This window comes from Vibrio sagamiensis NBRC 104589 (assembly GCF_007990935.1).
Classification (GTDB): Bacteria; Pseudomonadota; Gammaproteobacteria; order Enterobacterales; family Vibrionaceae; genus Vibrio; species Vibrio sagamiensis.
Map to the genome: position 1 here is coordinate 12493 of NZ_BJXJ01000030.1, position 26087 is coordinate 38579.

The 26087-nt window shown below is 42.9% G+C and carries 24 protein-coding genes; 20 read left to right on the plus strand and 4 right to left on the minus strand.

The genetic code is table 11. The annotated features are described in order from the left end of the window. Nucleotides 1–50 precede the first annotated feature (50 nt). The 4 genes from argC (at nt 51) to argH (ending at nt 5351) form a co-directional block, all read left to right on the plus strand. Nucleotides 51–1055: an N-acetyl-gamma-glutamyl-phosphate reductase gene (gene argC / locus VSA01S_RS14095; protein ID WP_039980014.1), complete on the plus strand. Its 1005-nt coding sequence runs from the start codon at nt 51–53 to the stop codon at nt 1053–1055. A 21-nt stretch (nt 1056–1076) separates the two neighbouring features. Next, on the plus strand, nt 1077–1868 hold the full coding sequence (argB, locus tag VSA01S_RS14100) for an acetylglutamate kinase (protein WP_039980012.1): 792 nt from the start codon (nt 1077–1079) through the stop codon (nt 1866–1868). A gap of 119 nt (nt 1869–1987) precedes the next feature. Continuing rightward, nucleotides 1988–3202, plus strand: coding sequence for an argininosuccinate synthase (locus tag VSA01S_RS14105; RefSeq protein WP_021710744.1), 1215 nt, complete (start codon nt 1988–1990; stop codon nt 3200–3202). A 274-nt stretch (nt 3203–3476) separates the two neighbouring features. Continuing rightward, complete coding sequence (gene argH / locus VSA01S_RS14110; protein WP_039980010.1) at nt 3477–5351, plus strand: argininosuccinate lyase; 1875 nt, start codon at nt 3477–3479, stop codon at nt 5349–5351. A 636-nt stretch (nt 5352–5987) separates the two neighbouring features. Here the strand turns inward: argH and VSA01S_RS14120 are convergent. Next, nucleotides 5988–7460 carry a dihydrolipoyl dehydrogenase gene (locus VSA01S_RS14120; RefSeq protein WP_039980009.1) on the minus strand — a complete coding sequence of 491 codons (1473 nt, stop codon included), beginning with the start codon at nt 7458–7460 and terminating at the stop codon, nt 5988–5990. Between the two features lie 147 nt (nt 7461–7607). Next, nucleotides 7608–8336, minus strand: a complete 729-nt coding sequence (locus VSA01S_RS14125) for a glutathione peroxidase (protein ID WP_039980008.1) — start codon at nt 8334–8336, stop codon at nt 7608–7610. Nucleotides 8337–8500: 164 nt separating this feature from the next. Between VSA01S_RS14125 and oxyR the strand changes: the two genes are divergently transcribed. Further along, the gene (gene oxyR, locus VSA01S_RS14130; RefSeq protein WP_039980007.1) at nt 8501–9388 is read left to right on the plus strand and encodes a DNA-binding transcriptional regulator OxyR; all 888 of its coding nucleotides are present in this window, start codon (nt 8501–8503) and stop codon (nt 9386–9388) included. A 172-nt stretch (nt 9389–9560) separates the two neighbouring features. Here oxyR and VSA01S_RS14135 read toward each other — a convergent pair whose 3' ends face one another. Then, entirely contained in the window at nt 9561–12125 is a 2565-nt protein-coding gene (locus VSA01S_RS14135) for a penicillin-binding protein 1A (protein ID WP_039980006.1), read from the minus strand. Nucleotides 12126–12303: 178 nt separating this feature from the next. On the opposite strand from VSA01S_RS14135, the gene pilM reads away from it, so the two are divergent. From pilM to rplI, 14 genes are all read left to right on the plus strand, one after another. Further along, nucleotides 12304–13278 carry a type IV pilus biogenesis protein PilM gene (pilM, locus tag VSA01S_RS14140; RefSeq protein ID WP_039980030.1) on the plus strand — a complete coding sequence of 325 codons (975 nt, stop codon included), beginning with the start codon at nt 12304–12306 and terminating at the stop codon, nt 13276–13278. After that, on the plus strand, nt 13262–13837 hold the full coding sequence (locus VSA01S_RS14145; RefSeq protein WP_039980005.1) for a PilN domain-containing protein: 576 nt from the start codon (nt 13262–13264) through the stop codon (nt 13835–13837). The genes pilM and VSA01S_RS14145 overlap by 17 nt, the downstream gene beginning before the upstream one ends. Then, nucleotides 13830–14423: a type IV pilus inner membrane component PilO gene (locus VSA01S_RS14150; protein ID WP_039980004.1), complete on the plus strand. Its 594-nt coding sequence runs from the start codon at nt 13830–13832 to the stop codon at nt 14421–14423. Before VSA01S_RS14145 ends, VSA01S_RS14150 begins: the two co-directional genes overlap by 8 nt. Next, nucleotides 14413–14928, plus strand: a complete 516-nt coding sequence (locus VSA01S_RS14155; RefSeq protein ID WP_039980003.1) for a pilus assembly protein PilP — start codon at nt 14413–14415, stop codon at nt 14926–14928. Before VSA01S_RS14150 ends, VSA01S_RS14155 begins: the two co-directional genes overlap by 11 nt. Before the next feature lie 115 nt (nt 14929–15043). Next, nucleotides 15044–16684 carry a type IV pilus secretin PilQ gene (locus VSA01S_RS14160; RefSeq protein ID WP_039980002.1) on the plus strand — a complete coding sequence of 547 codons (1641 nt, stop codon included), beginning with the start codon at nt 15044–15046 and terminating at the stop codon, nt 16682–16684. A 188-nt stretch (nt 16685–16872) separates the two neighbouring features. Continuing rightward, a complete protein-coding gene (gene aroK, locus VSA01S_RS14165; protein WP_039980001.1) occupies nt 16873–17391 on the plus strand; it encodes a shikimate kinase AroK in 519 nt (172 codons plus the stop codon). A 31-nt stretch (nt 17392–17422) separates the two neighbouring features. Then, a complete protein-coding gene (gene aroB / locus VSA01S_RS14170) occupies nt 17423–18523 on the plus strand; it encodes a 3-dehydroquinate synthase (RefSeq protein WP_039980000.1) in 1101 nt (366 codons plus the stop codon). 51 nt (nt 18524–18574) lie between these two features. Further along, a complete protein-coding gene (locus VSA01S_RS14175) occupies nt 18575–20104 on the plus strand; it encodes an SPOR domain-containing protein (RefSeq protein ID WP_039979999.1) in 1530 nt (509 codons plus the stop codon). Between the two features lie 78 nt (nt 20105–20182). After that, nucleotides 20183–21022, plus strand: a complete 840-nt coding sequence (locus VSA01S_RS14180) for a Dam family site-specific DNA-(adenine-N6)-methyltransferase (protein WP_039979998.1) — start codon at nt 20183–20185, stop codon at nt 21020–21022. A 100-nt stretch (nt 21023–21122) separates the two neighbouring features. Then, the gene (rpe, locus tag VSA01S_RS14185) at nt 21123–21794 is read left to right on the plus strand and encodes a ribulose-phosphate 3-epimerase (RefSeq protein WP_039979997.1); all 672 of its coding nucleotides are present in this window, start codon (nt 21123–21125) and stop codon (nt 21792–21794) included. A gap of 253 nt (nt 21795–22047) precedes the next feature. After that, nucleotides 22048–22437, plus strand: coding sequence for a 30S ribosomal protein S6 (gene rpsF / locus VSA01S_RS14190; RefSeq protein WP_010443890.1), 390 nt, complete (start codon nt 22048–22050; stop codon nt 22435–22437). Nucleotides 22438–22445: 8 nt separating this feature from the next. Beyond that, the gene (gene priB / locus VSA01S_RS14195; protein ID WP_039979996.1) at nt 22446–22748 is read left to right on the plus strand and encodes a primosomal replication protein N; all 303 of its coding nucleotides are present in this window, start codon (nt 22446–22448) and stop codon (nt 22746–22748) included. A gap of 16 nt (nt 22749–22764) precedes the next feature. Next, nucleotides 22765–22992 carry a 30S ribosomal protein S18 gene (gene rpsR / locus VSA01S_RS14200; protein WP_000090472.1) on the plus strand — a complete coding sequence of 76 codons (228 nt, stop codon included), beginning with the start codon at nt 22765–22767 and terminating at the stop codon, nt 22990–22992. A gap of 33 nt (nt 22993–23025) precedes the next feature. Next, a complete protein-coding gene (rplI, locus tag VSA01S_RS14205) occupies nt 23026–23478 on the plus strand; it encodes a 50S ribosomal protein L9 (RefSeq protein ID WP_039979995.1) in 453 nt (150 codons plus the stop codon). 152 nt (nt 23479–23630) lie between these two features. Here the strand turns inward: rplI and VSA01S_RS14210 are convergent, their stop codons facing one another. After that, nucleotides 23631–24395, minus strand: a complete 765-nt coding sequence (locus VSA01S_RS14210) for a DUF481 domain-containing protein (RefSeq protein WP_039979994.1) — start codon at nt 24393–24395, stop codon at nt 23631–23633. 290 nt (nt 24396–24685) lie between these two features. On the opposite strand from VSA01S_RS14210, the gene VSA01S_RS14215 reads away from it, so the two are divergent. After that, a complete protein-coding gene (locus tag VSA01S_RS14215; RefSeq protein ID WP_039979993.1) occupies nt 24686–26086 on the plus strand; it encodes a replicative DNA helicase in 1401 nt (466 codons plus the stop codon). Nucleotide 26087 lies beyond the last annotated feature (1 nt).

The window sequence follows — 26087 nt, forward strand, 5'->3', positions numbered from 1 at the left end:
TAATTTATAGATTAATAATCATTTTTGCTTAAGTGAATGGATATCAAAGCATGCTAAAAACCACGATAATTGGAGCCAGCGGGTACACGGGTGCAGAATTGGCTTTGATGGTCAACCAACATCCACATCTCTCTCTTGCTGGACTGTATGTTTCAGCAAATAGCGCAGATGCCAACAAGAATATTGCCCAATTACACGGTAAACTTAAGGGCGTGATTGATCAACCTGTCCTCCCCTTAACTGACTTACAACAAGTCGCCAATGAGGCCGATGTCATTTTCCTTGCGACGGCTCATGAAGTGAGTCACGACTTAGCGCCCACCTTGTTACAAGCAGGTTGCCAAGTGTTCGATTTATCTGGTGCATTTCGGGTTAAAAGCGCAGATTTTTATCGTGAGTTTTATGGGTTTGAACATCAGTACCACAATTGGTTGGATAAATCAGTCTATGGGTTAGCAGAATGGAACTCAGTCGCGATAAAAACTTCGCCACTGGTTGCCGTTGCAGGCTGTTATCCGACTGCATCACAATTAGCCATCAAGCCTCTTCTTGAAGCAGGCTTAATTGACACTTGCCAATGGCCAATCATCAATGCGGTGAGTGGTGTTTCAGGAGCAGGCCGAAAAGCATCGATGACCAATAGTTTTTGTGAGGTAAGTTTGCAGCCTTACGGTGTGTTCCATCATCGTCATCAACCAGAAATTGCTCAACATTTAGGTTGCGATGTGATTTTTACGCCGCACTTAGGCAATTTTAAGCGCGGTATTCTTGCCACGATCACGATGAAGTTGGCGCAAGGTGTGACGGAAACACAAGTGGCGCAAGTGTTTGAACAAGCTTACCAAGGCAAGCCAGCGGTTCGTCTTAAAGGTGATGGTATGCCACGTATTCAGGATGTCGAAAATACCCCTTTCTGTGATATCGGCTGGAAGGTACAAGGCGAACACATCATTGTGATTTCGGCAATCGACAACCTACTTAAAGGTGCATCGAGTCAAGCGATGCAATGTCTCAATATTCATTACGGTTACCCAGAACTGACAGCGTTGCTGTAGTCATTGAGAGAGGGAAATGCGATGACGCAAACCAATCAAGCTCCTTTAGTCATAAAACTTGGCGGTGCTGCACTGTCTTGTTCTCAAACCTTAAGTCAGTTGTTTACTGCTATTGCGGCTTACCAAAAATCGGTCCAACGACACATCGTGTTGGTGCATGGAGGTGGCTATCTTGTGGATGATTTGATGGCCAAGCTTGAACTAAAAACGGAAAAAATAAACGGCTTACGCGTCACGCCTTATGAGCAAATTCCTGTTATCGCAGGGGCACTGGCCGGAACCGCAAACAAGTTATTGCAAGGTCAAGCAATCGCTAATGGCCTGAATACGGTTGGACTGAGTTTGGCAGATGGTGGGCTGTGTCATGTCGAAGAATTTGATCCTGTATGGGGTGCGGTTGGGAAAGCATTACCTGGCAATTCGAGTTTGCTACAAAGCATTCTAAAAGTCGGTGCGTTACCAATCATCAGCTCAATTGGTCTGACTGAAAAAGGTCAAATGATGAACGTCAATGCCGATCAGGCAGCAGTGGCAGTGGCGGGTGCTTTAGACGCAAATCTGGTTTTTCTTTCCGATGTCACTGGGGTTCTCGATGGAAAAGGACATTTGATCCCCAGTTTATCGGATCAAGAAGCGCAAGATTTGATCGAAGGGAAAGTGATCACCGACGGAATGATCGTCAAGGTGAGATCCGCTTTAGAAGCGGCGAAGGATCTTGGTCGCGTAGTCGAAGTTGCAAGCTGGCGATCCCCAGAAAAACTCACTCGATTGTTGTCTGGAGAAAGAATTGGAACTCAGTTTCTACCTCAATAAAAAGCGGCTTCGACTTGCTGAAACACGGCATTTTGAGGTGACTGGGTAGAACATATTAAATATTAGGAAGTAATTGGCACTGACCGCCAAGTGCAGCGCCAGTAAGTTTGGAGAAGAAAATGAGCAAAGTGAATGTAAATAAAGTAGTTGTCGCATACTCAGGTGGTCTCGATACTTCAGTGATTATTCCGTGGTTAAAAGAGAATTATGATTGTGAAGTGGTTGCGTTTGTCGCTGATGTTGGTCAAGGCGCCGAGGAGCTTGAAGGGATTGAAGCTAAAGCGAAGGCTTCGGGAGCTTCGGAGTGTTACATCGCAGACCTGAAAGAAGAAATGGTTGCGGAATACATTTTCCCGACACTAAAAACCGGTGCTTACTATGAAGGTAAATACCTACTAGGTACATCAATGGCCCGTCCAATTATTGCCAAAGCTCAAGTTGAAGTCGCACGTAAAGTAGGCGCTGATGCACTGTGTCATGGCTGTACAGGTAAGGGTAACGACCAAGTTCGTTTTGAAGGTGCATTTGCAGCACTAGCACCGGACCTACATGTGATTGCACCATGGCGTGAATGGGATCTTGTCAGCCGTGAAGAGTGTCTTGATTACCTTGCTGAGCGTAACATTCCTTGTTCTGCTTCTTTGACCAAGATCTATTCACGCGATGCAAACGCATGGCATATTTCAACAGAAGGTGGCGTACTTGAAGATACATGGAATGCACCCAACGAAGATTGCTGGGTTTGGACGGTCGATCCTGAGCAAGCACCTGATGAAGCAGAATATGTCACTTTAAAAGTTTCTAAAGGTGAAGTGGTTGAGGTTGATGGGGAAGCCATGACGCCTTATAACGCACTTATTTATCTCAATGAAAAGGGCTCGAAGCACGGTGTTGGACGTATCGACATTGTAGAAAATCGCTTGGTTGGAATGAAGTCTCGTGGCTGCTATGAAACACCTGGTGGCACCATCATGATGGAAGCATTGCGTGCCGTTGAACAGCTTGTTCTTGATAAGTCATCATTTGAATTTCGCGAGGAGTTAGGCCTTAAAGCTTCCCATCTTGTTTACGATGGTCGTTGGTTCACACCGTTATGTAAATCGATTCTTGCAGCTTCAGAGGAGCTGGCACAAGATGTTAATGGTGAAGTCGTGATTAAGCTTTACAAGGGGCAAGCGACAGTGACACAAAAACGTTCTGATAATAGCTTGTATTCTGAAGAGTTTGCAACGTTTGGTGAAGATGAAGTATACGATCAAAGTCATGCTGGTGGCTTTATTCGTCTGTATTCACTATCAAGCCGGATTAGAGCTTTGAATAGTCAGAAAAAGTAACGGGTCAAGCTAGGAGGTTAACTAGCTCTCCCAATTAAAGAAAAATAAGACTTGTGAGCGATTAACAGGTCTTTTTTTTGTAAGTAGTTACTCAACCTTTAATTGAATAAATATGCCAAAATTATGAATTAATACTTTATTTTTGCATGAAGTTATCGTAACTTAGATTGATAACAACAAGTAAGCACAGGCCAGCTGTTGGTTAGTGAATACAAAATGAGTCGTAAACAAGTGTAAGCAAGTAGAAATAAGCAATAAGCATCAGGAGAGACGCATGGCATTGTGGGGCGGAAGATTTACTCAAGCAGCAGATACTAGGTTCAAGGATTTCAACGATTCATTGCGTTTTGACTACCGCTTAGCTGAGCAAGATATTATCGGCTCGATTGCTTGGTCGAAAGCGTTGTTGTCAGTTGGGGTATTATCTGGCGAAGAACAACAAAAGCTCGAGCTAGCTCTGAGCGCCCTCAAGCTTGAAGTAATGGAAGACCCAAACCAGATCCTACAGTCGGATGCGGAAGATATTCACTCTTGGGTTGAACAGCAACTGATCAGTAAAGTGGGAGACTTGGGTAAAAAACTCCACACAGGACGTTCACGTAATGATCAGGTTGCCACTGATTTAAAACTTTGGTGTCGTCAGCAAGGCCAGCAACTTCTTATTGCACTCGATCGCCTACAAACTCAAATGATCAATGTGGCAAAGCAGCACCAAGCCACGGTTTTGCCCGGTTATACTCATTTACAGCGTGCTCAGCCTGTTACTTTTGCTCACTGGTGCTTGGCGTATGTAGAAATGTTTGAACGTGATTATTCTCGTTTAAACGATGCACTACAGCGATTAGACGCCTGTCCTCTTGGATCGGGAGCTCTTGCAGGAACGGCCTACCCGATTGACCGGGAAAAACTCGCGCATAACTTAGGTTTTCAACGTGCAACGCGTAACTCCTTAGACTCTGTCTCTGATCGTGATCATGTGATGGAATTGATGTCAGTAGCTTCCATTTCTATGTTGCATCTCTCGCGGTTAGCGGAAGATATGATTTTTTATAATTCTGGAGAGTCTAACTTTATTGAGCTGGCAGATACCGTGACTTCAGGCTCTTCATTGATGCCTCAGAAGAAAAATCCAGATGCGCTTGAGCTTATCCGTGGTAAGACTGGCCGCGTTTATGGGGCGCTTGCTGGCATGATGATGACGGTTAAGGCACTGCCGCTGGCATACAACAAAGACATGCAAGAAGACAAAGAAGGCCTATTCGATGCACTCGATACTTGGAATGACTGTATGGAAATGGCGGTTTTGTGTTTTGATGGTCTTAAAGTGAATGGTGAGCGAACTCTAGAAGCGGCTAAGCAGGGCTACGCTAATTCTACAGAATTGGCTGATTATCTTGTGGCAAAAGGGATTCCATTTAGAGAAGCACACCATATTGTGGGTGTTGCTGTGGTCGCAGCTATCACCAAAGGTTGTGCGTTAGAAGAGTTGTCTTTACAAGAATTGCAGGCTTTCTCGGGTGTGATTGAAGCGGATGTTTACGGGATTTTAACCATCGATTCTTGTTTAGAAAAACGTAGCGCATTGGGAGGGGTATCATCTAAGCAGGTTGCTTATGCTGTGGATCAGGCCGACCAACGACTTGCACAGCGTGATGCATCAGCAGTTAAAGTTCGTCCTGCACGTTTGACGGACATTGATATGCTAGAAGGGATGGTCACTTACTGGGCCAATATGGGAGAAAACCTTCCTCGTTCACGTAATGAATTAGTACGTGATATTGGCTCTTTTGCTGTCGCTGAACATCATGGGGAAGTCACAGGATGTGCGTCGCTGTATGTTTATGATTCAGGGCTTGCAGAGATTCGTTCACTCGGTATTGAAGCCGGGTGGCAAGGCCAGGGACAAGGCGGTGCTATCGTGAATTACCTGATTGATAAAGCTCGTCAGATGGCGATAAAAAAAGTGTTTGTCTTGACTCGTACTCCTGAGTTTTTTATGAAGCAAAGTTTTTTACCGACCTCAAAATCGTTACTACCAGAAAAAGTACTTAAAGATTGCGATCAGTGTCCACGTCAGCATGCATGTGATGAAGTTGCATTAGAAATCAATTTGTTTGAGCAGTTAATTCAAAAAAGCTGCGTTGCTTAGATTGACCGTAACAATGAAAGCTGTGGTATAGATTTATTGTATTTAAGAAATTGAAAAAAAATCTGGAACTTTTACGAAAGTGCCGAGTCTACTTAAATACCACTGCTTTTTCTTAGAAGAATCTAAGAAGGCCCCAAGACTATAATTGGTCTTGGGGCTTTTTTCTTTTGCTTACCTTCCCAGATTTTAAGTCTCTTCTCTTCTTTTTTCTTATTCTTCTTGTTTCTTTTTGTTTCAGTTATTGGGCGGAATATGTGCAGCGCTTTGGCTGATAAAGTCAAAAATGCAAAATTAGCTTAGTGAGTAAGAGAGGTGATTCAACTCGTGTAAGGTGTTCTTCATTTAAGGTGAGGAAAAAGTATGTCAGTTGAACTTAAAGTTGCACTTGGCTTCGCGGGTGGTTTTTTTGTGATTGGATTGGCCGCGATCGTTATGGTCAGCCGCTATGCAATGATTGCTGCATAATATTTTTTACAAGTAGCTGATATAAAAAGTAATCTCAGGGTGCTTTGAAGGTCATCCTGAGAAAGCTTGGATATATAGAAAATGCCTCATCTGTTATTGAAATGATGAGGCATTATTGTTCTAAACTGTGATTGTTCTAAAACGTGATTGTCTTAAACCATTGCTGTACGGTTAACAGCCAGGTCCACAGTCAAGACAATGTTTGATCATTTCAGGGCCTAAATTGAGTTTGGCATTTAGATCACGCAGTGCGGTTCTTACTCCTTCCTCGATAACGGGATGGTAGAACGGCATATCTAACATTTCTGAAACCGTCATCTTGTTTTGATGTGCCCAAGCGAGTAGGTGGGCCAAGTGTTCGGCATCAGGACCGATCATTTCTGCGCCAAGGAAACGTCCTGTTCCTTGCTCACCATAGACATGTAACAGTCCTTTATTACGTAGCATGACTCGCGAACGGCCTTGATTTTCAAACGAGACCTCACCTGTTTCAAAGCACCCACATGTTCCCAAGCGTTGTTGTATTTGTCTGAAGGTTTCACCCACCATCGCAATTTGTGGGTCAGAGAAAACGGCTGAAATATGTGAGCGACGAAGTCCTTGCTTAATCTCTGGGAAACGTCCTGCATTATCACCAGCAATTCGAGCCTGATCGGCAGCTTCATGTAGCAGCGGTATTTGGTTACTGGCATCTCCAGCAATGAATATACTTTCAACTGAAGTCTGTAGAGTATGGTAATCGGCTTTTGGAACACCTCTGTCATCGAGTTCAAGATGCGTATTTTCTATTGTTAGATTATCAACATTTGGTCGACGACCTGTTGCTGCCAACACATAATCGGCGATAAATGTCTCTAATTCACCTTGATGGTTGATGAATTGGATCTCAACGTGATCATCACTGTTTCCATCTAATGAGGGTATGCGCTTCATGCTTTCGATGTTGACATTGGCATCAAGATAAAACTCGTCTTGAAAGGCTTTTTCTGCATAGTTCATCACTTCAGGATCTGTCAACGGACCCACTTGCCCACCAAGACCAAATAGTTTGACTTCAACGCCTAAACGATGCAGAGCTTGGCCTAACTCAAGACCAATAACACCAGGGCCAAATACGGCGACAGCGCGAGGTAGGTCGTTCCAATCGAACACATCGTCATTGATCACTAATCGATCGCCTAACTCATTCCAAGCTGCCGGATAGGCCGGTCTCGATCCTGTGGCAATAACAATACGCTTTGCGTGGATCGTGGTGTGATCATCAACTAACAATGTATGGTCATCGATAAATTTTGCGTATCCAGAAACTTTGTCTTGCGCTGGGATTTCATCGACACCTTCCAAAACGAAGCCAACAAAGCGATCACGCTCACTTTTAACTCGAGCCATCACTTCTTGTCCATTAATGAGGGTTTTACCTTGTGGATGGACACCAAAGCCGGGTGCTTTTTCTATTTGATGAACGCTTTCTGCTGCTGCAATTAACAGTTTTGAAGGCATACAGCCAACGCGAGCACAGGTTGTGCCATAAGGGCCACCTTCAATCATTACAACATGATCAGTATGAGCTTTTGCTGCTCTGTAAGCGCCAAGACCGGCAGTGCCACCACCAATAATGGCGACATCGACATTTAATGTTTTCATAATAAACTCTCACTTTATGGCCAAACCGCGTTATCGCTTAGTTTGGAAGTCGTTATTTTTAATCGGGTCGAAAGTCTTTGGTGATGACATCGTAAGACTTGTATTTTGGGGTGCCTCCTGACGTTTGTGACAGGAGGCGAGATATTATTAATCTAGGTAAGCTGCTAGGTCGTCACTGCCACCAATGTGTTTACCGCCAATAAAGACTTGAGGAACCGTTGAGCGGCCAGAAACTGCGCGCAAACTTACGGTTGATGCGTCTTTGCCAAGAACAATTTCTTCAAACTGTAAACCATGTTCACGTAAGTTTTGTTTTGCTTTAGTACAGAAAGGACAGCCAGGTTTGGTAAAGACAGTGATCGACTCTTGCGCTTGGTAATCCGGTGCGATGTAGTTAAGCATAGTGTCGGCATCAGAAACTTTAAACGGGTCGCCTGGCTCGTTTGGTTCAATGAACATTTTTTCTACGATGCCATTTTTGACCAGCATGCTGTAGCGCCATGAACGTTTGCCAAAGCCCAAATCATTTTTATCAACCAACATGCCCATACCATCGGTGAATTCGCCATTACCATCAGGAATGAAAGTGATGTTTTCCGCTTCTTGGTCTGCCTTCCAAGCATTCATAACAAACGTGTCATTAACTGAGACGCAAAGAATATCGTCGATACCATGCTCTTTGAAGACAGAAAACAACTCATTGTAACGAGGCAAATGACTCGAAGAGCAAGTTGGGGTAAAGGCGCCTGGTAAACTGAAGACAATCACGGTTTTGTCTTTAAATAGCTCATCAGTAGTAAGGTTGACCCAAGCATCGTCTTGACGAGTTGGGAAAGTCACTAGTGGGATGGCTTGGCCTTCTTTTGAAGTAAACATAAACATTTTCCTTTGGTTATTCATCGGTAATTCGTGTTAGAGCTTAGCTTGCTTTGCTCAATAATTTCGTTTTGTTGCGCTCATTATTGAAAAAATACTTTGATAGTTCTAATCATTCAATGCTATGGTTTTGATAGGTGATTTCTATTTTATAAGTGAGAACGATGAACATTCGAGATTTTGAATATTTAGTCGCCCTTGCGGAACATAAGCACTTTCGTAAAGCTGCTGAAGCCTGCTTTGTGAGCCAACCTACCTTGAGTGGTCAAATCCGTAAGTTAGAAGAGCAGCTTGGTACAACGTTGTTAGAAAGAAGCAGCAGAAGAGTTTTATTCACGGACTCTGGATTAGAGTTGGTTGAACAGGCTAAGCGTATTTTAAATGAGGTCAAAACGTTTAAAGATATGGCCAGTGGGCAAAATGGCTCTATGGCAGGACCGATACACATCGGCTTTATTCCGACTGTTGGGCCTTACCTTTTGCCTAAGATAGTGCCTCAACTTAAAGAAACTTTTCCTGATCTGGCTTTATTTCTTCATGAAGCGCAAACGAATCAATTGGTTCGTCAATTAGAAGAAGGCAAATTGGACTGCTTGGTACTTGCCTCAGTCGATGATACGTCACCGTTTAGGGAAATTGAGGTATATAATGAGCCATTAAGTGTCGCAGTACCTTGTGATCATGAATGGGCAGGAAGAGACAGCATTGATATGCTTGAATTAAATGGCAAAACAGTTTTAGCTTTGGGGGATGGCCATTGTCTTCGAGATCAAGCACTAGGCTTTTGTTTTGCTGCAGGGGCTAATGACGACGAACATTTTAAAGCGACTAGCTTAGAAACATTGCGTAATATGGTTGCGGCTGGAGCAGGGATTACCCTATTGCCACAGCTATCGATTCCGGCAAAAAAAACAAAGGATGGCGTATGCTATTTACCTGCAGTGAACCCAACACCTTCGCGCCAATTGGTTTTGGTGTATCGACCCGGCTCACCACTTCGTGAGCGTTTTGAAACGTTAGCAGCGGTGATCAAAGGGATCTTAGATGCTTAACTGAGTCATGTCTCTAGCTAGGTAAGAGGCTGAGTGTGGTGGCACACAAGATATGCGAGTAACAAACAATTAAGGGAGCCAAAACGGCTCCCTTAATTTTATAGGCCAACAACTTGATGTTGCTGGGGGTAATCGACGTGTTGTACTGAGACTTTGTCGCGATTAATAAGCGTTAGAAGAGTTCTTCTGAGCTGCCACTACCTCCAGAATAAATACTGTCTTCTAGGCCTCGTCCGACATATTTTGTTGGCTGAGTACCTTTCTCAAAGTATTCGAAAGTGGTTGTCCCATCGACTTTATCCGTGAGTAAACCACTATTGCGGTCGATACGAACGCGAATAATGTCATTTGGCATGCGTTTACTCTGCTCTGGTTTGCCATCTAACGCAACACTCATAAAGTCAATCCAAGCTGGTTGAGCCGTTTTGGCACCAGCTTCAGCACCAGAGGTTTGGTTTTTGCCTAGGTTTCTATTGACAGTCGTGCGTCCAAGGGAGCGAGAATGGCTATCAAAGCCTACCCATGAAATAGCAACAACGCCAGGCCCGTAGCCATTGTACCAAGTATCTTTTGAACTGTTTGTTGTGCCACTCTTACCACCGATATCATGACGCTTAAGGGCTTGACCTCGCCAGCCTGTTCCTCTCCAGCCGGTGCCTTGGCGCCAATTACCACCACCCCAAATATTGCTGTACATCATTTCACGTGTGAGGAAAGCGTTTTGCTCAGAAATGACTTGCTTGGCAAAATGTGGCATGTCTTGCTGTTGTGAGTGGTTTGGGTCAACCCCTTCAATTGAAACATCTTCCTCACCAAATTCGGTTGAGAGCTTCTCCTCAGCTTTTTCAACTAGAGGTTGGCAATTGCTTTTACATACTACCGTTGGGTTTGATTTATAGAGCACTTCACCGAAGGGGCTATTGATATGATCAATATAGAAAGGTTCAACAAAGTAGCCGCCGTTAGCAAAAACAGAGTAACCTTGTGCGACTTGCAATGGCGTTAAGCTTCCTGCTCCAAGTGCAATGGTCTCTGAATGAGGGATATTTTTAATATCAAAGCCAAAGTGAGTTAAGTACTGGCGAGTTTGTTCTAAGCCCACTTCTCGAAGTGTTCTTATCGCCATAACATTCTTTGATGTCGCCAAACCAATGCGAAGACGAGTTGGGCCATTATAGGTCGGTGGGGAGTTTTTTGGTCGCCATGCCGACGCTGAGCCAACATCCCAATGATGAATGGGCGCATCATTAATCAGTGAAGCCAGAGTCAGGCCTTTATTGAGAGCGGCAGAGTAAATAAAAGGTTTGATACTTGAACCCACCTGGCGCATAGACATGGTAGCACGATTAAACTTGCTATGAGCAAAATTGAATCCACCAACCAAAGCCAAAACGGCACCGTTGTCTGGGTTCATTGCTACGAAGGCGGTATTCACATCCGGAACCTGACTTAGCTCCCAGCTATGAGTAGTTGCACCTTGTTTATCTTTTATGGTGACTTCTTGAGTCCAGATCTGTTGGCCAACTGCGAGGACGTTTTTCACAGATGATGGAGGCGGGCCTTGACGTTCATCATTAATGAACTTTCTTGCCCACTTTATTCCTTGCCATTCAAGTAGTTGTTGACCGTTATTTTTAATCAACACTGTGGCTGATTTGTCTGTTACTTCAGTAACGATTGCAGGGTAAAGCTGCCCGTAGGTTGGCTGACTTTTAAGGTGCTTTGTTATTTGCTGTTCATTCCAAGGTGCAGCGTCTTGAGTCCAGAGTTCCTTGACCGCTCCTCGATAGCCATGGCGCTTATCATAAGCAAGCAGGTTATTGATAGCTGCATCGTTTGCTGCTTCTTGGAGAGTCGAAGTCACGGTCGTATAAATATTTAACCCTGATGTGTAGGCATGCTCTTTACCAAATTTTTTCACTGCCCATGAGCGTGCAAGCTCCGCTACATAAGGTGCAGATACTTCAATGTCTGCACCGTGGTAGTTTGACTCGATTTGTTCCGAACGTGCTTGTTGATACTGTACTTGGGTGATGTATTTCTCATCTAACATACGCTTTAGTACAACATTACGACGATGGGTCGCGCGTTCAAGAGAGTAAATAGGGTTCATCGTAGAAGGCGCTTTTGGCATTCCCGCAAGTACAGCAATCTCACTCAGGGTCAGATCATCCAGTGTTTTACCAAAGTAAACCTCGGCAGCTGCACCAAAACCATAGGAGCGATAACCTAAGAAAATTTTATTAACATAGAGTTCCATTATTTCTTGTTTGGTTAATAACTGCTCAATATGGATGGCGATAAATACTTCTTTAATTTTTCGCATCAGCTTCTTCTCATTTGAAAGGAAGAAGTTACGAGCTAGCTGCTGAGTAATGGTACTTGCGCCTTGTTTTGCTGAACCTGAGACCAGAACAACAAGAGCTGCACGAGTGATACCAATAGGATCGATACCTGGATGCTCATAAAAGCGACTATCTTCCGTCGCGATCAGTGCATTAATGAGGTCTTGTGGAATGTCCTCGTACGTAACTGGAATTCGGCGTTTTTCACCGAATTGTGCGATCAGCTTTTCATCTTGACTGAAAACCTGCATAGGTGTTTGTAATTCAACATTTTTAATTGTTGCTACATCTGGTAATTCTGGCTTTACATATTGGTAGAAGCCAAAAATTGTAGTGACTCCAAGAATTATGCAAATCAATGTTAAAAGTAATAAACGCTTTATGAACTTCACCGGATAATCCCTGATTAGTTGAGGCTGTATAACGGCAAACCCTAGTACTCTTGGGTTAAAAATTTAGCATATGAGAGATATTAACTCTTATTTAGATATTAATAACAACCTTTGTACGAAGAAAATTTCGCAGTGTACACACCAAGAAGGTGGTGGAGGTTTGGCAACGAGAGTCAATATGGATAAGTTCTTCATAACTAGCATTGATATTAGTCATAACAGTTTAAAAGCCATGGTTATAAAACCAAAGGGGCATCGTTACGTATTATGCGATTATAAAGAACTCCTAATTAAGGAAAGCATTATCGCTGAAAATAACATATTGAATCATCATGAAATGGTCAATGTACTTAAAGAACTGAAAAAGACCTTACCTTTCCGGGCGAGAAAGGTTGCTATATCAGTGCCAGATAGTGCTGTTATCAGTAAAAGGCTCCAAGTAGAACAGAATTTGACCGAGAGCGAAAGGGAATTTGCAATCATTCAAGCTTTTTCACATCAATCTCCTTTCCCTGTTGAAGAATTGAGTTTGGATTTTGTCTTACTTGAGCCGAAACAGGAAAGTCTTGGTAGCGATCAGTATCAAGTCTTTGCAACACGAAAAGAAGTGCTTGATGCACGTATAAAAATGATGCATGAGGCTGGATTTCAAACCGTTTTAGCTGATGTTCATTCCCATTGTTTGGGGCAGATTTGGCAATTAGCGGTAGCGTCTTTTCCAGATAAAAGCCAACATGCACTGTTGGATATTGGAACGAGTCACAGTTCTTTTACTATGTTCACACAGTACGACGAGTTGTTTTATAAAGAGTTTGTTCATGAACCATGTCAAATGCCTTCCATGTTACAGCCGTTTGTTCAACAAATCGTGGAGCGAGTGAAGCGCTATATACATTTGTATCGTTCACTTCATGGTAGTCGACATATCGATGGTATTTGGCTTTCTGGCCAAAGTCTTTACCTTGCACAACTTACCGATATTTTATCGGAGCAGCTTGCTTTGGAATGTTGCTTGCTTAACCCTCTGGGCTTGTTTGATGTCAAATCCGTCCACGAGAATGATTTCGAGGCTCAGCAGCAGTTTACGGCAGCGGCAGGGTTGGCAATACGAGGCATTCAGTGGTTGGGAAGTGAGCATGCTCTATCGCGTTAATCTTCTTCCCTGGCGAGAAAAACAGCGCAGATTGCATCAACGTCGATTTATCGGGATGTTGTTGTCCGCGATTGTAATCGTCGTGTTCACTCAATGGTTAGCAAGTCAATATCTTCAATATCAACAACGAATACAGCAACAACGTCTTACGTATTTAAACGACTATATTACCCAGCTTGATCAACGTCTTGAAACAATGAAAATGGCTCAGCTCGCGTATAACAACATAGTAGAACGCCTCAAGTTTGTGGAAACTTTGCAAAATAATCGTAACAAGACCACTCAACTGATGAACATGCTGCCGTCTGTGGTTCCTCAAGGTGTCTATGTCGATAAGATCAAAATGAATGCTGACCAAGTTGAAATGACAGGCATTGCTGAAAATACTCCTCATCTGACTATGATGTTGAATAATTTAGAACAATCAGAACAATTACATGATGTAAGGATGCATTCCATCGTTCATGACAAGCCTCGTTTTGGTAAAAAGTTTCAGGTGTTTAGCCTCTCTTTTTTATTCAACGCGCTTCCCCCCCAGGAGGTGACGAAACGTGAATGACTGGCAGGAGCTTGAATTCAATGAAATATTGGATTGGCCACGTTTACCACAATTGATGGCGTTGTTACTTATCTTCATGTTTATTCAAACAGTGGGTTACTGGTTATATTTGCTGCCGGAAAAGCAGCATTTACAGGGCTTAAATCAGCAAGAACAGGTGATTCACGCTCGCCTTCAAGTCAAAGCAAATCAAGTCGCGGCACTGCCACAGCTACAATCTCAACTCGACGATTTAGACCAGCGCTACCAGTTATTATTGCTACAGCTTCCTGAACAAAAAGAGTTAGCCAACTTACTGGCCTCGGTAAACGAAATTGGCGTCAGCAACCATTTGACGTTCACTCGTATCGATTGGGGCCATAAGCAGCCAGAACATTTTCTCTATCGTTTACCTCTCAATATAGAGCTTACCGGTAACTTTCATGATATTGGGCGTTTTTCTCAGGCTATTGCGGCATTAGGCCGTATTATCACTTTTCAGAATGTAACTTGGCAACGTGTTAGCCAAGAGAGTGAAACGCTTCATTTTCGTGTTACAGCTAATACTTATCAATCTAAACCAGAGGAACGCACAGGTGCACAATAAGAGTCGGTTAGGTGTGGTTTTTGTAATGGCTTTATCAGGCTGTCAAGCTAATGACCAACCATTAGATCACGTGATCGATCAAATTGAGCATCAAGCATTTCAAGAGCGGGTGGCGCTTCAACCGAGCAAAAGTGTCGGCGCTGTTACCTATGAGCCTAAACATTTGCGAGTACCTTTTGAACTTCCGCAAGAAGCAAAAATGGCAACTCATTTGACCCTCAGAGCGGATTGTTGGCAGCCGGAGCCAAGAAAAACGTTGGAAGTATTGGAGCATTTTTCTCTCGAACAACTCCAATTAAAGGGTGTAATAGGCACGAAAGCACGCCTTTCTGGCCTGATTCAAGCGCCTGATGGCACGGTTTATACCATTGAGGCTGGACAATATATTGGTCGTAATCAGGGGCAAGTGAGCTTCGTTTCAAATCAATACTTACTGATTAAGGAATCCTTGCAAGATGGGTTAGGGTGCTGGCAACAGCGTAACGTAAAGCTGACGTTCGGTTAACTAGCGGCAGTTTGTAAGCAACGAAATAAAAGTGATGAAACAATAATTTATGTGGGTATCAAGGATATTGAGAAGACGTCTCTACTGGCAGTTTTGGGTCTTTTTCAGCGCACTCATGGTATGGAATGTCAAAGCCAATACCTTAACGAACATTGACTTTCGCTCTAATCACAATCAACAGGCGATTATCATCGTTGAGTTTGCATCTCCAATAGGCATTGTTGACATCCAGCAGGGTAAACGTGGGTTGAGTATCAACTTGCTCAAAACGGTGGTCAAAGACGAGCAGCTCTATCTTATTGATGTGAAGGACTTTGCCACGGTTGTTGATAGTTTAGAAGTGTTCCGAGAAGGAGCGAACACGCGCATTGAGGTGTTTATTGAAGGAGGGTATCGGCATGATTATCGCGTTATAGGGCAGACACTTGAGGTGACGGTCAGCCCCCGTCAACCCGATGACACCCTATCGCCCCAACCCTTTATTGATAATAAGAACAAGCCGATATCGATTAATTTTCAAGATATCCCAGTGCGGAGTGTGTTGCAGTTAATTGCCGAGCATCAAGAGTTTAACGTGGTGGTATCAGATTCTGTGGGAGGTCATTTAACGTTACGTTTAGATGGGGTTCCGTGGCAACAGGTGCTGGATATTATTCTTAAGCTAAAAGGTCTAGATAAAAGGATTGAAGGTAATGTAATTCTGATTGCGCCAAAAGAAGAATTGGATTTACGAGAGAAGCAGCAACTGGAAAAGCGGCAACTTGACCAAGAAATGGGCGATCTCGCGACTGAGATTATCAAGGTTAATTTTGCTAAAGCTTCCGATATTGCCGCGATAATTAATGCTGAGGGTAAGATGAGCATGCTTTCTGCACGTGGTCGCGTGGCGACGGACGAAAGGACCAACGCTTTGCTGATCCGTGAGTTACCGAGTAACATAAATAGACTTCGTGAGCTGATTGCTTCGTTAGATATTCCAGTCAAGCAGGTGCAGATAGAAGCCCGTATTGTGATTGTCCAAGAAGGCAACATGGATGAATTGGGTATTCGTTGGGGTTTTTCTTCTTTGCATGGTAACAACAGAATAGGTGGCTCAATAGAGAGCAATATTGCCAATATTGGCTTGTATGGTCGTGGTAGTGATCAGAGCAGTGCAAATCTGGATGATTTTCTCAATGTTAATTTGGCGGCGACAAGCCCAAGTGCGACCAGCATTGCTTTTCAGGTGGCTAAACTGGGGACGGATACTTTGTTGGATCTTGAACTATCAGCTTTGCAACAGGAGTCAAAAGCTGAAATTATCTCCAGCCCTCGTTTATTGACAACTAATAAAAAGTCAGCTTACATTGAGCAAGGTAGCGAGATTCCTTATTTAGAATCGTCTTCAAGCGGTGCTTCATCAGTGGCTTTCAAAAAAGCTGTGTTAAGTTTAGAAGTGACGCCGCAGATTACACCTGACAACCGTTTAGTTCTCGATCTTAATGTGACTCAAGACCGGCCCGGACAAATTATAAAAACAGGAACTGGTGAAGCGGTTGCGATTGAAACTCAAAGAATTGGTACACAAGTTTTGGTTGACAATGGTGAAACGATAGTTCTAGGTGGAATTTTTCAACATAGCATCACAAATTCGGTTGATAAAGTGCCTTTATTGGGAGACCTACCTCTACTTGGTGCACTTTTTCGTAGACATTATGAAAGAGCTGCCAAGAGTGAATTGTTGATTTTTGTGACGCCTAAGGTATTGATTCACTAAATTTCTTTAACGAAAAAGCAGAATAGATAAAAAATAAAGTTGCATTAGTGGCACCATGCTTGGATAATTTCGGGTCTTATCACGAATTATCTGTGAGGAATTGGTGCCACAAGCTTAGTAAAGCAGCAACTTGATTGTGTTTTCTTGTGGCGATCTTATTGAATTAACGTTGTAAATTACTGCTAAATATGGCTGAGAAACGTAATATTTTTCTTGTTGGCCCAATGGGCGCTGGCAAAAGTACAATTGGTAGACACCTAGCACAGCAACTGCACATGGAATTCATCGACTCTGATACAGTGATCGAAGAACGTACTGGTGCAGATATTTCTTGGGTGTTTGATGTCGAAGGTGAAGAAGGCTTCCGCAAGCGTGAAGAGTCTGTACTGGAAGACTTAACTCAAGAACAAGGCATTGTGCTTGCAACTGGTGGGGGGTCTGTAAAAAGTAAAGAGAACCGTAACCGCCTTTCTGCTCGAGGTGTTGTTGTTTATCTAGAAACCACTATTGAAAAGCAGCTTGCGCGCACAAATCGTGACAAGAAGCGCCCTCTACTTCAGACGGACAGTCCTCGTGATGTCTTGGAAAGTTTGGCTGACGAACGTAATCCTCTATACGAAGAAGTGGCGGATTATACAGTCCGTACTGATGATCAGAGTGCAAAAGTGGTAGCCAACCAGATCGTAAAAATGCTAGAAGAGAGATAAGTTTTATCTTTTTTTTAATTGGAGCACACCGATGGAACGGATTACGGTCAATCTAGCTGAACGTAGCTACCCTATCTCTATTGGCGCCGGGTTGTTTGAGGACCCGGCGTACCTTTCACAAATTATTTTGAATAAAACTGCGGACCAGAAAGTTGTCGTGATCAGTAATGTTACGGTTGCACCTCTGTATGCAGAAAAGATTCTTAGTCAACTTAAACAATTTGGCTGTGATGGATCACTGCTTGAATTGCCAGATGGTGAGCAATTCAAAAGTTTAGAAACCTTCAATCAAATAATAAACTATCTGCTGGAAGGTCGCTTTGCACGTGATGTAATGATTATTGCTTTAGGTGGTGGTGTTGTTGGTGATCTGGTTGGCTTTTCCGCAGCTTGCTATCAACGTGGTGTTGATTTTATCCAAATTCCAACCACATTATTGTCACAAGTGGATTCATCAGTTGGTGGTAAAACTGCGGTCAACCATCCTCTTGGTAAAAATATGATTGGTGCTTTCTATCAACCTAAAGCGGTAATTATTGATACTAACTGTTTATCGACGCTTCCAGAGCGTGAGTTTGCGTCAGGTATGGCAGAGGTAATCAAGTATGGCATTATTTATGATGCCGATTTTTTCGCTTGGTTAGAAGGGAATCTTGATAGTTTATATGCTTTAGATGAAAGAGCTTTGACGTATGCGATTGCTCGCTGTTGTGAAATTAAAGCCAAAGTTGTAGCACAAGATGAGAAAGAATCTGGTATTCGGGCGATTTTGAACTTAGGTCATACCTTTGGTCATCCAATTGAAGCTGAGTTGGGCTATGGCAATTGGCTACATGGTGAAGCCGTTTCTTCAGGTATTGTGATGGCGGCGAAAACTTCTCACTTACGTGGGTTGATTTCGCAAGAACAGTTTGATCGCATCATTAACATTATGCGTCGCGCTAAGTTGCCAGTGCATACGCCAGATAGTATGACTTTTGATGACTTTATGATGCATATGATGCGTGATAAGAAAGTTTTATCTGGTCAACTACGTTTAGTTCTTCCAACTGGCATCGGATCTGCGCAAGTGATGACGGGAACACCTCAAGAAGTCATCAAGCAAGCGATCGACTTTGGACGTACAATTTAACCTTGTAATGGCGTGATTTAGCGCCATTCTTATTACTATTAAGGTTGTACCATGAGTTTTGCTCACGTTCTTGAACTGGACTCACAAACAGGATTACTTGAAAGATTAGGCTTACTGACTAACTTCGGTTCCAACTTGATTGTGATTAATGGCCAGACCGGCTACGGGAAGTCTTGGCTTGCACAACGTTACCTAGAAGTTGGTGCTAGCAATAAAAACCAGTGTTTGTTGTCGTGTCATGTTAATCAAGATGATTCTCAACGACGTATGCTAATGTTAAGTCAAATAATGTCAGATGCGTTGTTTGATCAGCATGATACTTTAATTGATAGTCTTGAACATATTGTCGGCAATGATGAATGTGATATTGCAATTGTAATAGATGATGCAAATTTGTTAAGTGAAAGCTTGGTGTTAGAACTTTGGGCACTAGTGCTTGCTGCACAAATACAACCGAATTGGCGTATTAATATTTTATTGTTTACTAAAACGGGACATTTTGAATCTATCTTAGCTCGTATTAGTTATGGTCAAGATCTCAAGCCAGTGGAACTCGATATTGATTTGTTATCTGAGATAGAAGCACGTCGTTTCTTTGAGTCTCTAGTTGTACGTTATGTTGATGATAGTGCAGAGAAACGAGTGAGAAATGCGTTTAAGAAAGTCAGCCCAACACCGGGCGACATCATGGCGTTGGGAGAGATGAAGATGGAAAAAAGAATTATTATTCGTTCGATTATCGACTCACCTCTTAATATCGCTTTGCTTGTATTGCTTTTATTACTCTTGATCGCGAGTGGCTACTGGTGGATGCAGCCTGATCCAGATGACAAAGCGCAACAAATTACACGTTACCTCGAACAAACTGCCATTCCCACTATTACCGACCCTGCTGTGTCATCTGACTCAGCGGAATCAATGCAATCAATGGATATGAAAACGGCTGAAAACAGTGTGAATACTCCAAAGGGAGCGGCTCAAGTAGGTGAAGATGATTCTAACGCTTTACCACCGGTGGTGACTGATAATGTGATCAGTGTGGGTAATGAAGATAATCAGCAGCGAGTGGTGATTGATTCAGAAGTGGTTGATGCTTTGTTAGAAGATAAATCGGATTCCTCCCCGGGTAATGAGCCCGATAAAACCAATAACCTAGATAGCACGGAGCAAAATGACCCTAAAAAAGCGCCGCACCATAGTAGTTCCTCTTTGATTAACATTGTCCCAAAAGCGGAAGTGGCAACGAATAAGGTCGCTTCAGTCACGGCAATGGGTACCTTCTCTTATGCACTCGATGCATTAAAAGCGCTTCCAGCTCGTTCTTATACTTTGCAATTAGGTGCGATGACTGACAAACGAGATGTTCAAGCATTCTTGGATAAACACAACCTTAATGATGAAGTTCGTATCTATCCAACACTACGCAATGATAAAGAGTGGTTCATTATTACTTACCAAGATTACCCAACGATTCAAGCGGCACGAGATGCAGCTGATGCATTACCTGAAGTGTTAAAATTGGTTAACCCTTGGGCTAAGTCTATCTCCCAAGTGCACAAAGAAATAGACCAAGCGAAATAATCCTGAGCTTGACCGAAAAATATGTTACATTCCGCACCCTCAAATTAGGTTTGTCACTTTTAGCAATAAGAGCAATAGATGAAAAAGCAGAGAGCCTTTCTGAAGTGGGCTGGGGGAAAGTACGGCCTTGTCGAAGATATTCAGCGTCATTTGCCACCCGCTCGCAAGCTCGTTGAGCCTTTTGTCGGTGCTGGTTCGGTTTTTCTTAATACTGATTATGAACATTATTTACTAGCAGACATTAACCCTGATCTGATCAATCTTTACAATTTGCTTAAAGACAAACCACAAGAGTACATTTCAGAAGCGAAACGTTGGTTTATTGCTGATAATAATCGCAAAGAAGCTTACCTTGATATCCGTGCTCAATTTAATAACACGGATGATCTCATGTATCGATCGGTAGCTTTCCTTTACATGAACCGCTTTGGTTTTAATGGCTTGTGTCGCTATAACAAAAAAGGCGGGTTTAATGTTCCGTTTGGTTCGTATAAAAAACCCTATTTCCCTGAAGCAGAATTAGAGTTTTTTGCAGAGAAAGCTAAAAGAGCCACGTTTGTTTGTGAAAGCTACACTGAGACGTTTCGCCGTGCTCGTAAAGGCAGTGTGATTTATTGTGATCCTCCTTATGCGCCTTTGTCCAATACGGCAAACTTCACTTCTTATGCTGTTAGTGGCTTTACGCTAGATGACCAAGCCGCTTTAGCTGATATTGCTGAAACAACGGCAATAAAGCGTGGTATACCCGTGCTTATCTCAAACCACGATACCACCTTAACGCGTCGCTTGTACCACGGTGCAGACTTAAATGCAGTCAAAGTAAAGCGCACAATTAGTCGTAATGGTAGTGGACGAAACAAAGTTGATGAGTTATTGGCACTTTTCCATGCTGAGGATTCAGCCGCTTCGGCTTCATAATTCTTAAACTATTGTTCCTAAATAGTGGATCTCATCTCAGGCTTAGGTAGAATCATTGGCGATATAATTTACTGTTTACTCGCCAAACTTGAGGCCCGGTATGAAAGATTTTCTCATTGCACCATCCATTTTATCTGCAGATTTTGCTCGTTTAGGCGAAGATGTTGAGAAGGTACTGGCAGCGGGTGCTGATGTCGTTCACTTTGATGTGATGGATAATCATTATGTGCCAAACCTAACCTTTGGTGCCCCAGTGTGTAAAGCACTGCGAGATTATGGCATTACAGCCCCTATTGATGTTCATTTAATGGTTAAACCCGTTGACCGTATTATCCCTGATTTCGCCAAAGCTGGCGCATCGATGATTACATTCCATATTGAAGCATCTGAGCACGTTGATCGTACTCTGCAGTTAATCAAAGAGCACGGTTGTAAAGCGGGTGTGGTTCTTAACCCTGCAACACCACTTGCACACCTTGAATTCCTCATGGACAAAGTTGACTTGATTTTGTTGATGTCAGTCAACCCAGGTTTCGGCGGTCAATCATTCATTCCTCACACACTTGATAAGTTACGTGCGGTACGGAAGATGATCGATCAATCTGGTCGCGATATCCGTCTAGAAATAGATGGGGGCGTGAAAGTTGATAACATCCGTGAAATCGCAGAAGCGGGTGCGGATATGTTTGTTGCAGGTTCTGCGATTTTCAGTGAGCCAGATTACAAGCAAGTTATTGATAAAATGCGCACTGAACTTGAAAACGTCAAATAAGCGCTAAAATACACTCTAAAACCAGTGCGATACCGCTATGATTTTAAAGGCTACCATTTCACTGGTCGCCTTTGCTATATATGATTCAAGGCAGTAAAAATATCCACCGTGGTGTGCAAATAATCACTTGCCTAATTTATCTCCTTTCTGTACTATTCGTGCTCCTTAAACTCAGTCAATTGTCTTTAGTTCCTTGCTTCCTCTGGACGACTGAGCCATTTGTGGAAGCTGAATAATCCGTAAGGAGCAACCAATGCGTCATTACGAAATCGTATTCATGGTGCACCCAGATCAAAGCGAGCAAGTTGCTGGCATGATCGAGCGTTACACTGGTTCAATCACTGAAGCTGGTGGTAAAATCCACCGTCTAGAAGACTGGGGTCGTCGTCAACTGGCTTACCCAATCAACAAGCTTCACAAAGCTCACTACGTTCTAATGAACGTTGAAGCTGACCAAGCTGTTATCGATGAACTAGAAACTGCTTTCCGTTTCAACGATGCAGTTCTACGTAACATGATCATGCGTACTAAAGCGGCGATCACTGAGCAATCTATCATGCTTAAGCAGAAAGAAGAGCGTGCAGAGCGTGCTCCTCGTCGTGAAGAGCGTGCTGAAGCTAAGCCAGAAGCAGCTGCTGAGTAATATTTCTTATGACCAATCGAATGGAGCTGAGTGGCACCATTGCCAAACCGCCTATTCGTAGCAAAAGCCCTAGTGGTATTGAACACTGTCGATTTTGGTTAGAGCATCGCTCTACGATTATCGAAGCCGACCTGTATAGGCAAGTATATTGTCGTATGGCGGTTGTTGTTAGTGGGCTTGGGTCACAAGCATTAACTCAGAATTTAGTACAAGGCAGTAACATTAAGGTAAGTGGTTTTGTTGCTTATCAAACCGGCCGAAATGGCGTTGGGAAATTAGTGTTACACGCCGACAACATTACTCAAATTTAAGATCAGGAGATAGCCCATGGCTCGTTTCTTCCGTCGTCGTAAATTCTGCCGTTTTACTGCAGAAGGCGTACAAGAGATTGATTACAAAGACGTAGCAACTCTTAAAAATTACATCACTGAAGCTGGTAAAATCGTTCCTAGCCGTATCACTGGTACAAGTGCTAAATACCAACGTCAACTAGCTCGCGCTATCAAGCGTTCTCGCTACCTAGCTCTACTACCGTACACTGACAAGCATCAGTAATCGGTTCGTTTTATTAAGAAAGAGGATTAAACAATGCAAGTTATTCTACTTGATAAAATCGGTAACCTAGGTGGTCTTGGCGATAAAGTAAACGTTAAATCTGGCTACGCTCGTAACTTCCTTATCCCTCAAGGTAAAGCAGTTATGGCTACTAAAGCTAACGTTGAAATGTTCGAAGCTCGTCGTGCTGAACTAGAAGCTAAAGTTGCTGAGCAACTATCTGCTTCTCAAGCTCGTGCTGAGAAAGTTAACGCTCTAGAAGCTGTTGTTATCGCATCAAAAGCTGGTGACGAAGGCAAACTATTCGGTTCTATCGGTACTCGTGATATCGCTAATGCTATTACTGCTGCAGGCGTTGAAGTTGTTAAGAGCGAAGTTCGCCTTCCTGAAGGTGCTCTACGTAACACTGGTGAGTTCGAGATCAGCGTTCAACTTCACTCTGAAGTGTTCGCTACAGTGAACGTACAAGTTGTTGCTGCTGAGTAATTTCAGTATCAAGACGAAATAAAAAGCACCTCTCCGGAGGTGCTTTTTTTATATCATTGACTTTATGAGGTATTTTATAGTCAAGTCCCTTGAAGTTATAGGATATATATTAAATAAAATTTAATGAATACTATCCAAGGCTACTAAACCTTTTAAAAAATAAATAGTAGACTCATTGCAAAAACACTATCAGCTTTGCTCAAGCCTTCTGGTACTTTGCTGTGGTATTGGCGTGAGTGGGTAAACTTCAGAGCAATATCATCGGTAATGTTATTTGTGATACTCAAATCACTATCGAAGCGTGAGTTACTTTTGCCACTTACCAGTGTTAAATTGGCTGTAAAGCTTAAATTATCTAAGACCTGCCATGTTGTATTAACATTACTTCGCACGATCGCTTCTTCAACGGTGTGAGGAAAAATGATGTCATCGTCATCAAGCTCATTTATATTTGGCTCCTGATATCGGAAACCCGGGCCTAACTCGATTTCTAAAATGAACTCTTGCGTGTAAGACACCTGATAGCCTAGCCCCCCAGATACAGTATAATCTTCAAAGTATGCGCTATAACGAGAGTCTGTACCGTTGAAGCTGCCGTAAAGGTAGGTTTTGGGTCCTAATTTATAGTCACTCTGAATGTTATAAATTGAGGAGCGTTTGTCTTCTTCACCATTTTTGTAAAGATTATAGAACTTCCATTCACCATTTGAACGATGACGTCCAGAGGTATACACCACGCTTAAACGGGTATTTAGGGCGCGGGATTCTGTATTGCCAGTGTGAGACTGATAGCCAAATTCAACTTCAGTTTGCCAAGGCTCAGGCACTTTAATTTCTTGATCTAATTCAACTGATTCTTCAGCATACGATACCGAAATATATAGTAAACTTAAGCTAAGTAACCAGTATTTTGACACAGTAACCTCAGAGGCATTAAAAAGGAGCCTGATATTGATATATAACGTCAGGTAGGTCAACAGAAGGTCAATTTTTCTTGGTTTTTTTGTTTTGATTAATGTTATTCATTCGTTAGTTGATTTTCTTATGGGTTGAACTATTAATATGATGGATTGATGGGTGTTCTTAGTTTAGAAGGGCATATTATTCCCAATTGATGAGCTTGATAGAGCAAGCGATTTGAGGTTACTTGGGTATAGTTAGGTTTAAGGTTATAATCCTGAGTCATTCGTAGTTATTGAGCAAAGTCATGGTGGAAAATAGAAATCGCAAACCTTCAGATATTCAGGTCGACGCAATTAAGGTCCCTCCACACTCGCTAGAAGCCGAGCAATCAGTAATTGGTGGTCTTTTATTAGACAATGAACGTTGGGACACAGTAGCCGAACGTGTGGTAAGCAGTGATTTCTATAGCCGTCCTCACCGTCTTATTTTTGAAGGCGTTAAAGCCATTCTTGAAGAAAACAAACCGCTTGATTTAATTACACTCTCTGAACACTTAGAGCGTCATGAACGGCTTGATGATGTCGGTGGTTTTGCCTATCTCGCTGATTTAGCAAAAAACACTCCAAGTGCTGCGAACATCAATGCCTATGCTGATATTGTTGCTGAACGTGCTATTGTTCGTGGTTTGATCGGTGTTGCTAATGAGATCGCGGATGCAGGTTATGATCCTCAAGGCCGCAGTTCGGAAGATTTAATTGATTTAGCTGAAAGTAAAGTGTTTGCGATTGCGGAATCTCGAACCAGTGAGAATGAAGGTCCGCAAAATGTCGATAACATCCTTGAAAAAACGCTAGAGCGTATCGAGATGCTGTATAAAACACCACAAGATGGTGTTACTGGCGTAGATACTGGTTTTACCGACCTGAACAAGAAAACTGCTGGTTTGCAAGGTTCCGATTTAGTTATTGTCGCCGCTCGACCTTCTATGGGTAAAACAACGTTTGCGATGAACTTGTGCGAAAACGCAGCCATGCAGCAAGAAAAACCTGTATTGATTTTTTCACTTGAGATGCCTGCAGAGCAATTGATGATGCGTATGCTCGCGTCTCTTTCTCGTGTTGATCAAACTAAGATCCGAACAGGGCAGTTGGATGACGAAGATTGGGCTCGAATTTCTTCGACAATGGGTATCTTGATGCAAAAGAAGAATATGTACATCGATGACAGCTCTGGCTTGACCCCGACTGAAGTGCGTTCTCGCGCTCGGCGAGTGGCCCGTGAGCACGGTGGCTTATCGATGATCATGGTCGATTACCTTCAGTTGATGCGAGTTCCGGCCATGTCGGATAACCGAACGTTAGAGATTGCTGAAATATCTCGTTCTTTGAAAGCACTAGCGAAAGAATTGAACGTGCCTGTGGTCGCACTATCCCAGCTTAACCGTTCTCTAGAGCAACGTGCAGACAAACGCCCAGTGAACTCAGACTTACGTGAATCAGGTTCTATCGAGCAGGATGCTGACTTGATCATGTTTATTTATCGGGATGAGGTTTACCACCCTGATAGCCCTTACAAGGGAACAGCAGAAATCATTCTTGGCAAACAGCGTAACGGTCCGATTGGTTCAGTTCGCTTGACATTCCAAGGTCAGCACTCGCGTTTCGATAACTACGCAGGCCCAGCATTTGATATTGATGATGAGTAAT

Coding starts and splice junctions, on each gene's coding strand:
- argC (WP_039980014.1), top strand. CDS start 51: ATGCTAAAAACCACGATAATTGGAGCCAGCGGGTACACGGGTGCAGAA.
- argB (WP_039980012.1), top strand. CDS start 1,077: ATGACGCAAACCAATCAAGCTCCTTTAGTCATAAAACTTGGCGGTGCT.
- VSA01S_RS14105 (WP_021710744.1), top strand. CDS start 1,988: ATGAGCAAAGTGAATGTAAATAAAGTAGTTGTCGCATACTCAGGTGGT.
- argH (WP_039980010.1), top strand. CDS start 3,477: ATGGCATTGTGGGGCGGAAGATTTACTCAAGCAGCAGATACTAGGTTC.
- VSA01S_RS14120 (WP_039980009.1), bottom strand. CDS start 7,460: ATGAAAACATTAAATGTCGATGTCGCCATTATTGGTGGTGGCACTGCC.
- VSA01S_RS14125 (WP_039980008.1), bottom strand. CDS start 8,336: ATGTTTACTTCAAAAGAAGGCCAAGCCATCCCACTAGTGACTTTCCCA.
- oxyR (WP_039980007.1), top strand. CDS start 8,501: ATGAACATTCGAGATTTTGAATATTTAGTCGCCCTTGCGGAACATAAG.
- pilM (WP_039980030.1), top strand. CDS start 12,304: ATGGATAAGTTCTTCATAACTAGCATTGATATTAGTCATAACAGTTTA.
- VSA01S_RS14145 (WP_039980005.1), top strand. CDS start 13,262: ATGCTCTATCGCGTTAATCTTCTTCCCTGGCGAGAAAAACAGCGCAGA.
- VSA01S_RS14160 (WP_039980002.1), top strand. CDS start 15,044: ATGGTATGGAATGTCAAAGCCAATACCTTAACGAACATTGACTTTCGC.
- aroK (WP_039980001.1), top strand. CDS start 16,873: ATGGCTGAGAAACGTAATATTTTTCTTGTTGGCCCAATGGGCGCTGGC.
- aroB (WP_039980000.1), top strand. CDS start 17,423: ATGGAACGGATTACGGTCAATCTAGCTGAACGTAGCTACCCTATCTCT.
- VSA01S_RS14175 (WP_039979999.1), top strand. CDS start 18,575: ATGAGTTTTGCTCACGTTCTTGAACTGGACTCACAAACAGGATTACTT.
- VSA01S_RS14180 (WP_039979998.1), top strand. CDS start 20,183: ATGAAAAAGCAGAGAGCCTTTCTGAAGTGGGCTGGGGGAAAGTACGGC.
- rpe (WP_039979997.1), top strand. CDS start 21,123: ATGAAAGATTTTCTCATTGCACCATCCATTTTATCTGCAGATTTTGCT.
- rpsF (WP_010443890.1), top strand. CDS start 22,048: ATGCGTCATTACGAAATCGTATTCATGGTGCACCCAGATCAAAGCGAG.
- priB (WP_039979996.1), top strand. CDS start 22,446: ATGACCAATCGAATGGAGCTGAGTGGCACCATTGCCAAACCGCCTATT.
- rpsR (WP_000090472.1), top strand. CDS start 22,765: ATGGCTCGTTTCTTCCGTCGTCGTAAATTCTGCCGTTTTACTGCAGAA.
- rplI (WP_039979995.1), top strand. CDS start 23,026: ATGCAAGTTATTCTACTTGATAAAATCGGTAACCTAGGTGGTCTTGGC.
- VSA01S_RS14215 (WP_039979993.1), top strand. CDS start 24,686: ATGGTGGAAAATAGAAATCGCAAACCTTCAGATATTCAGGTCGACGCA.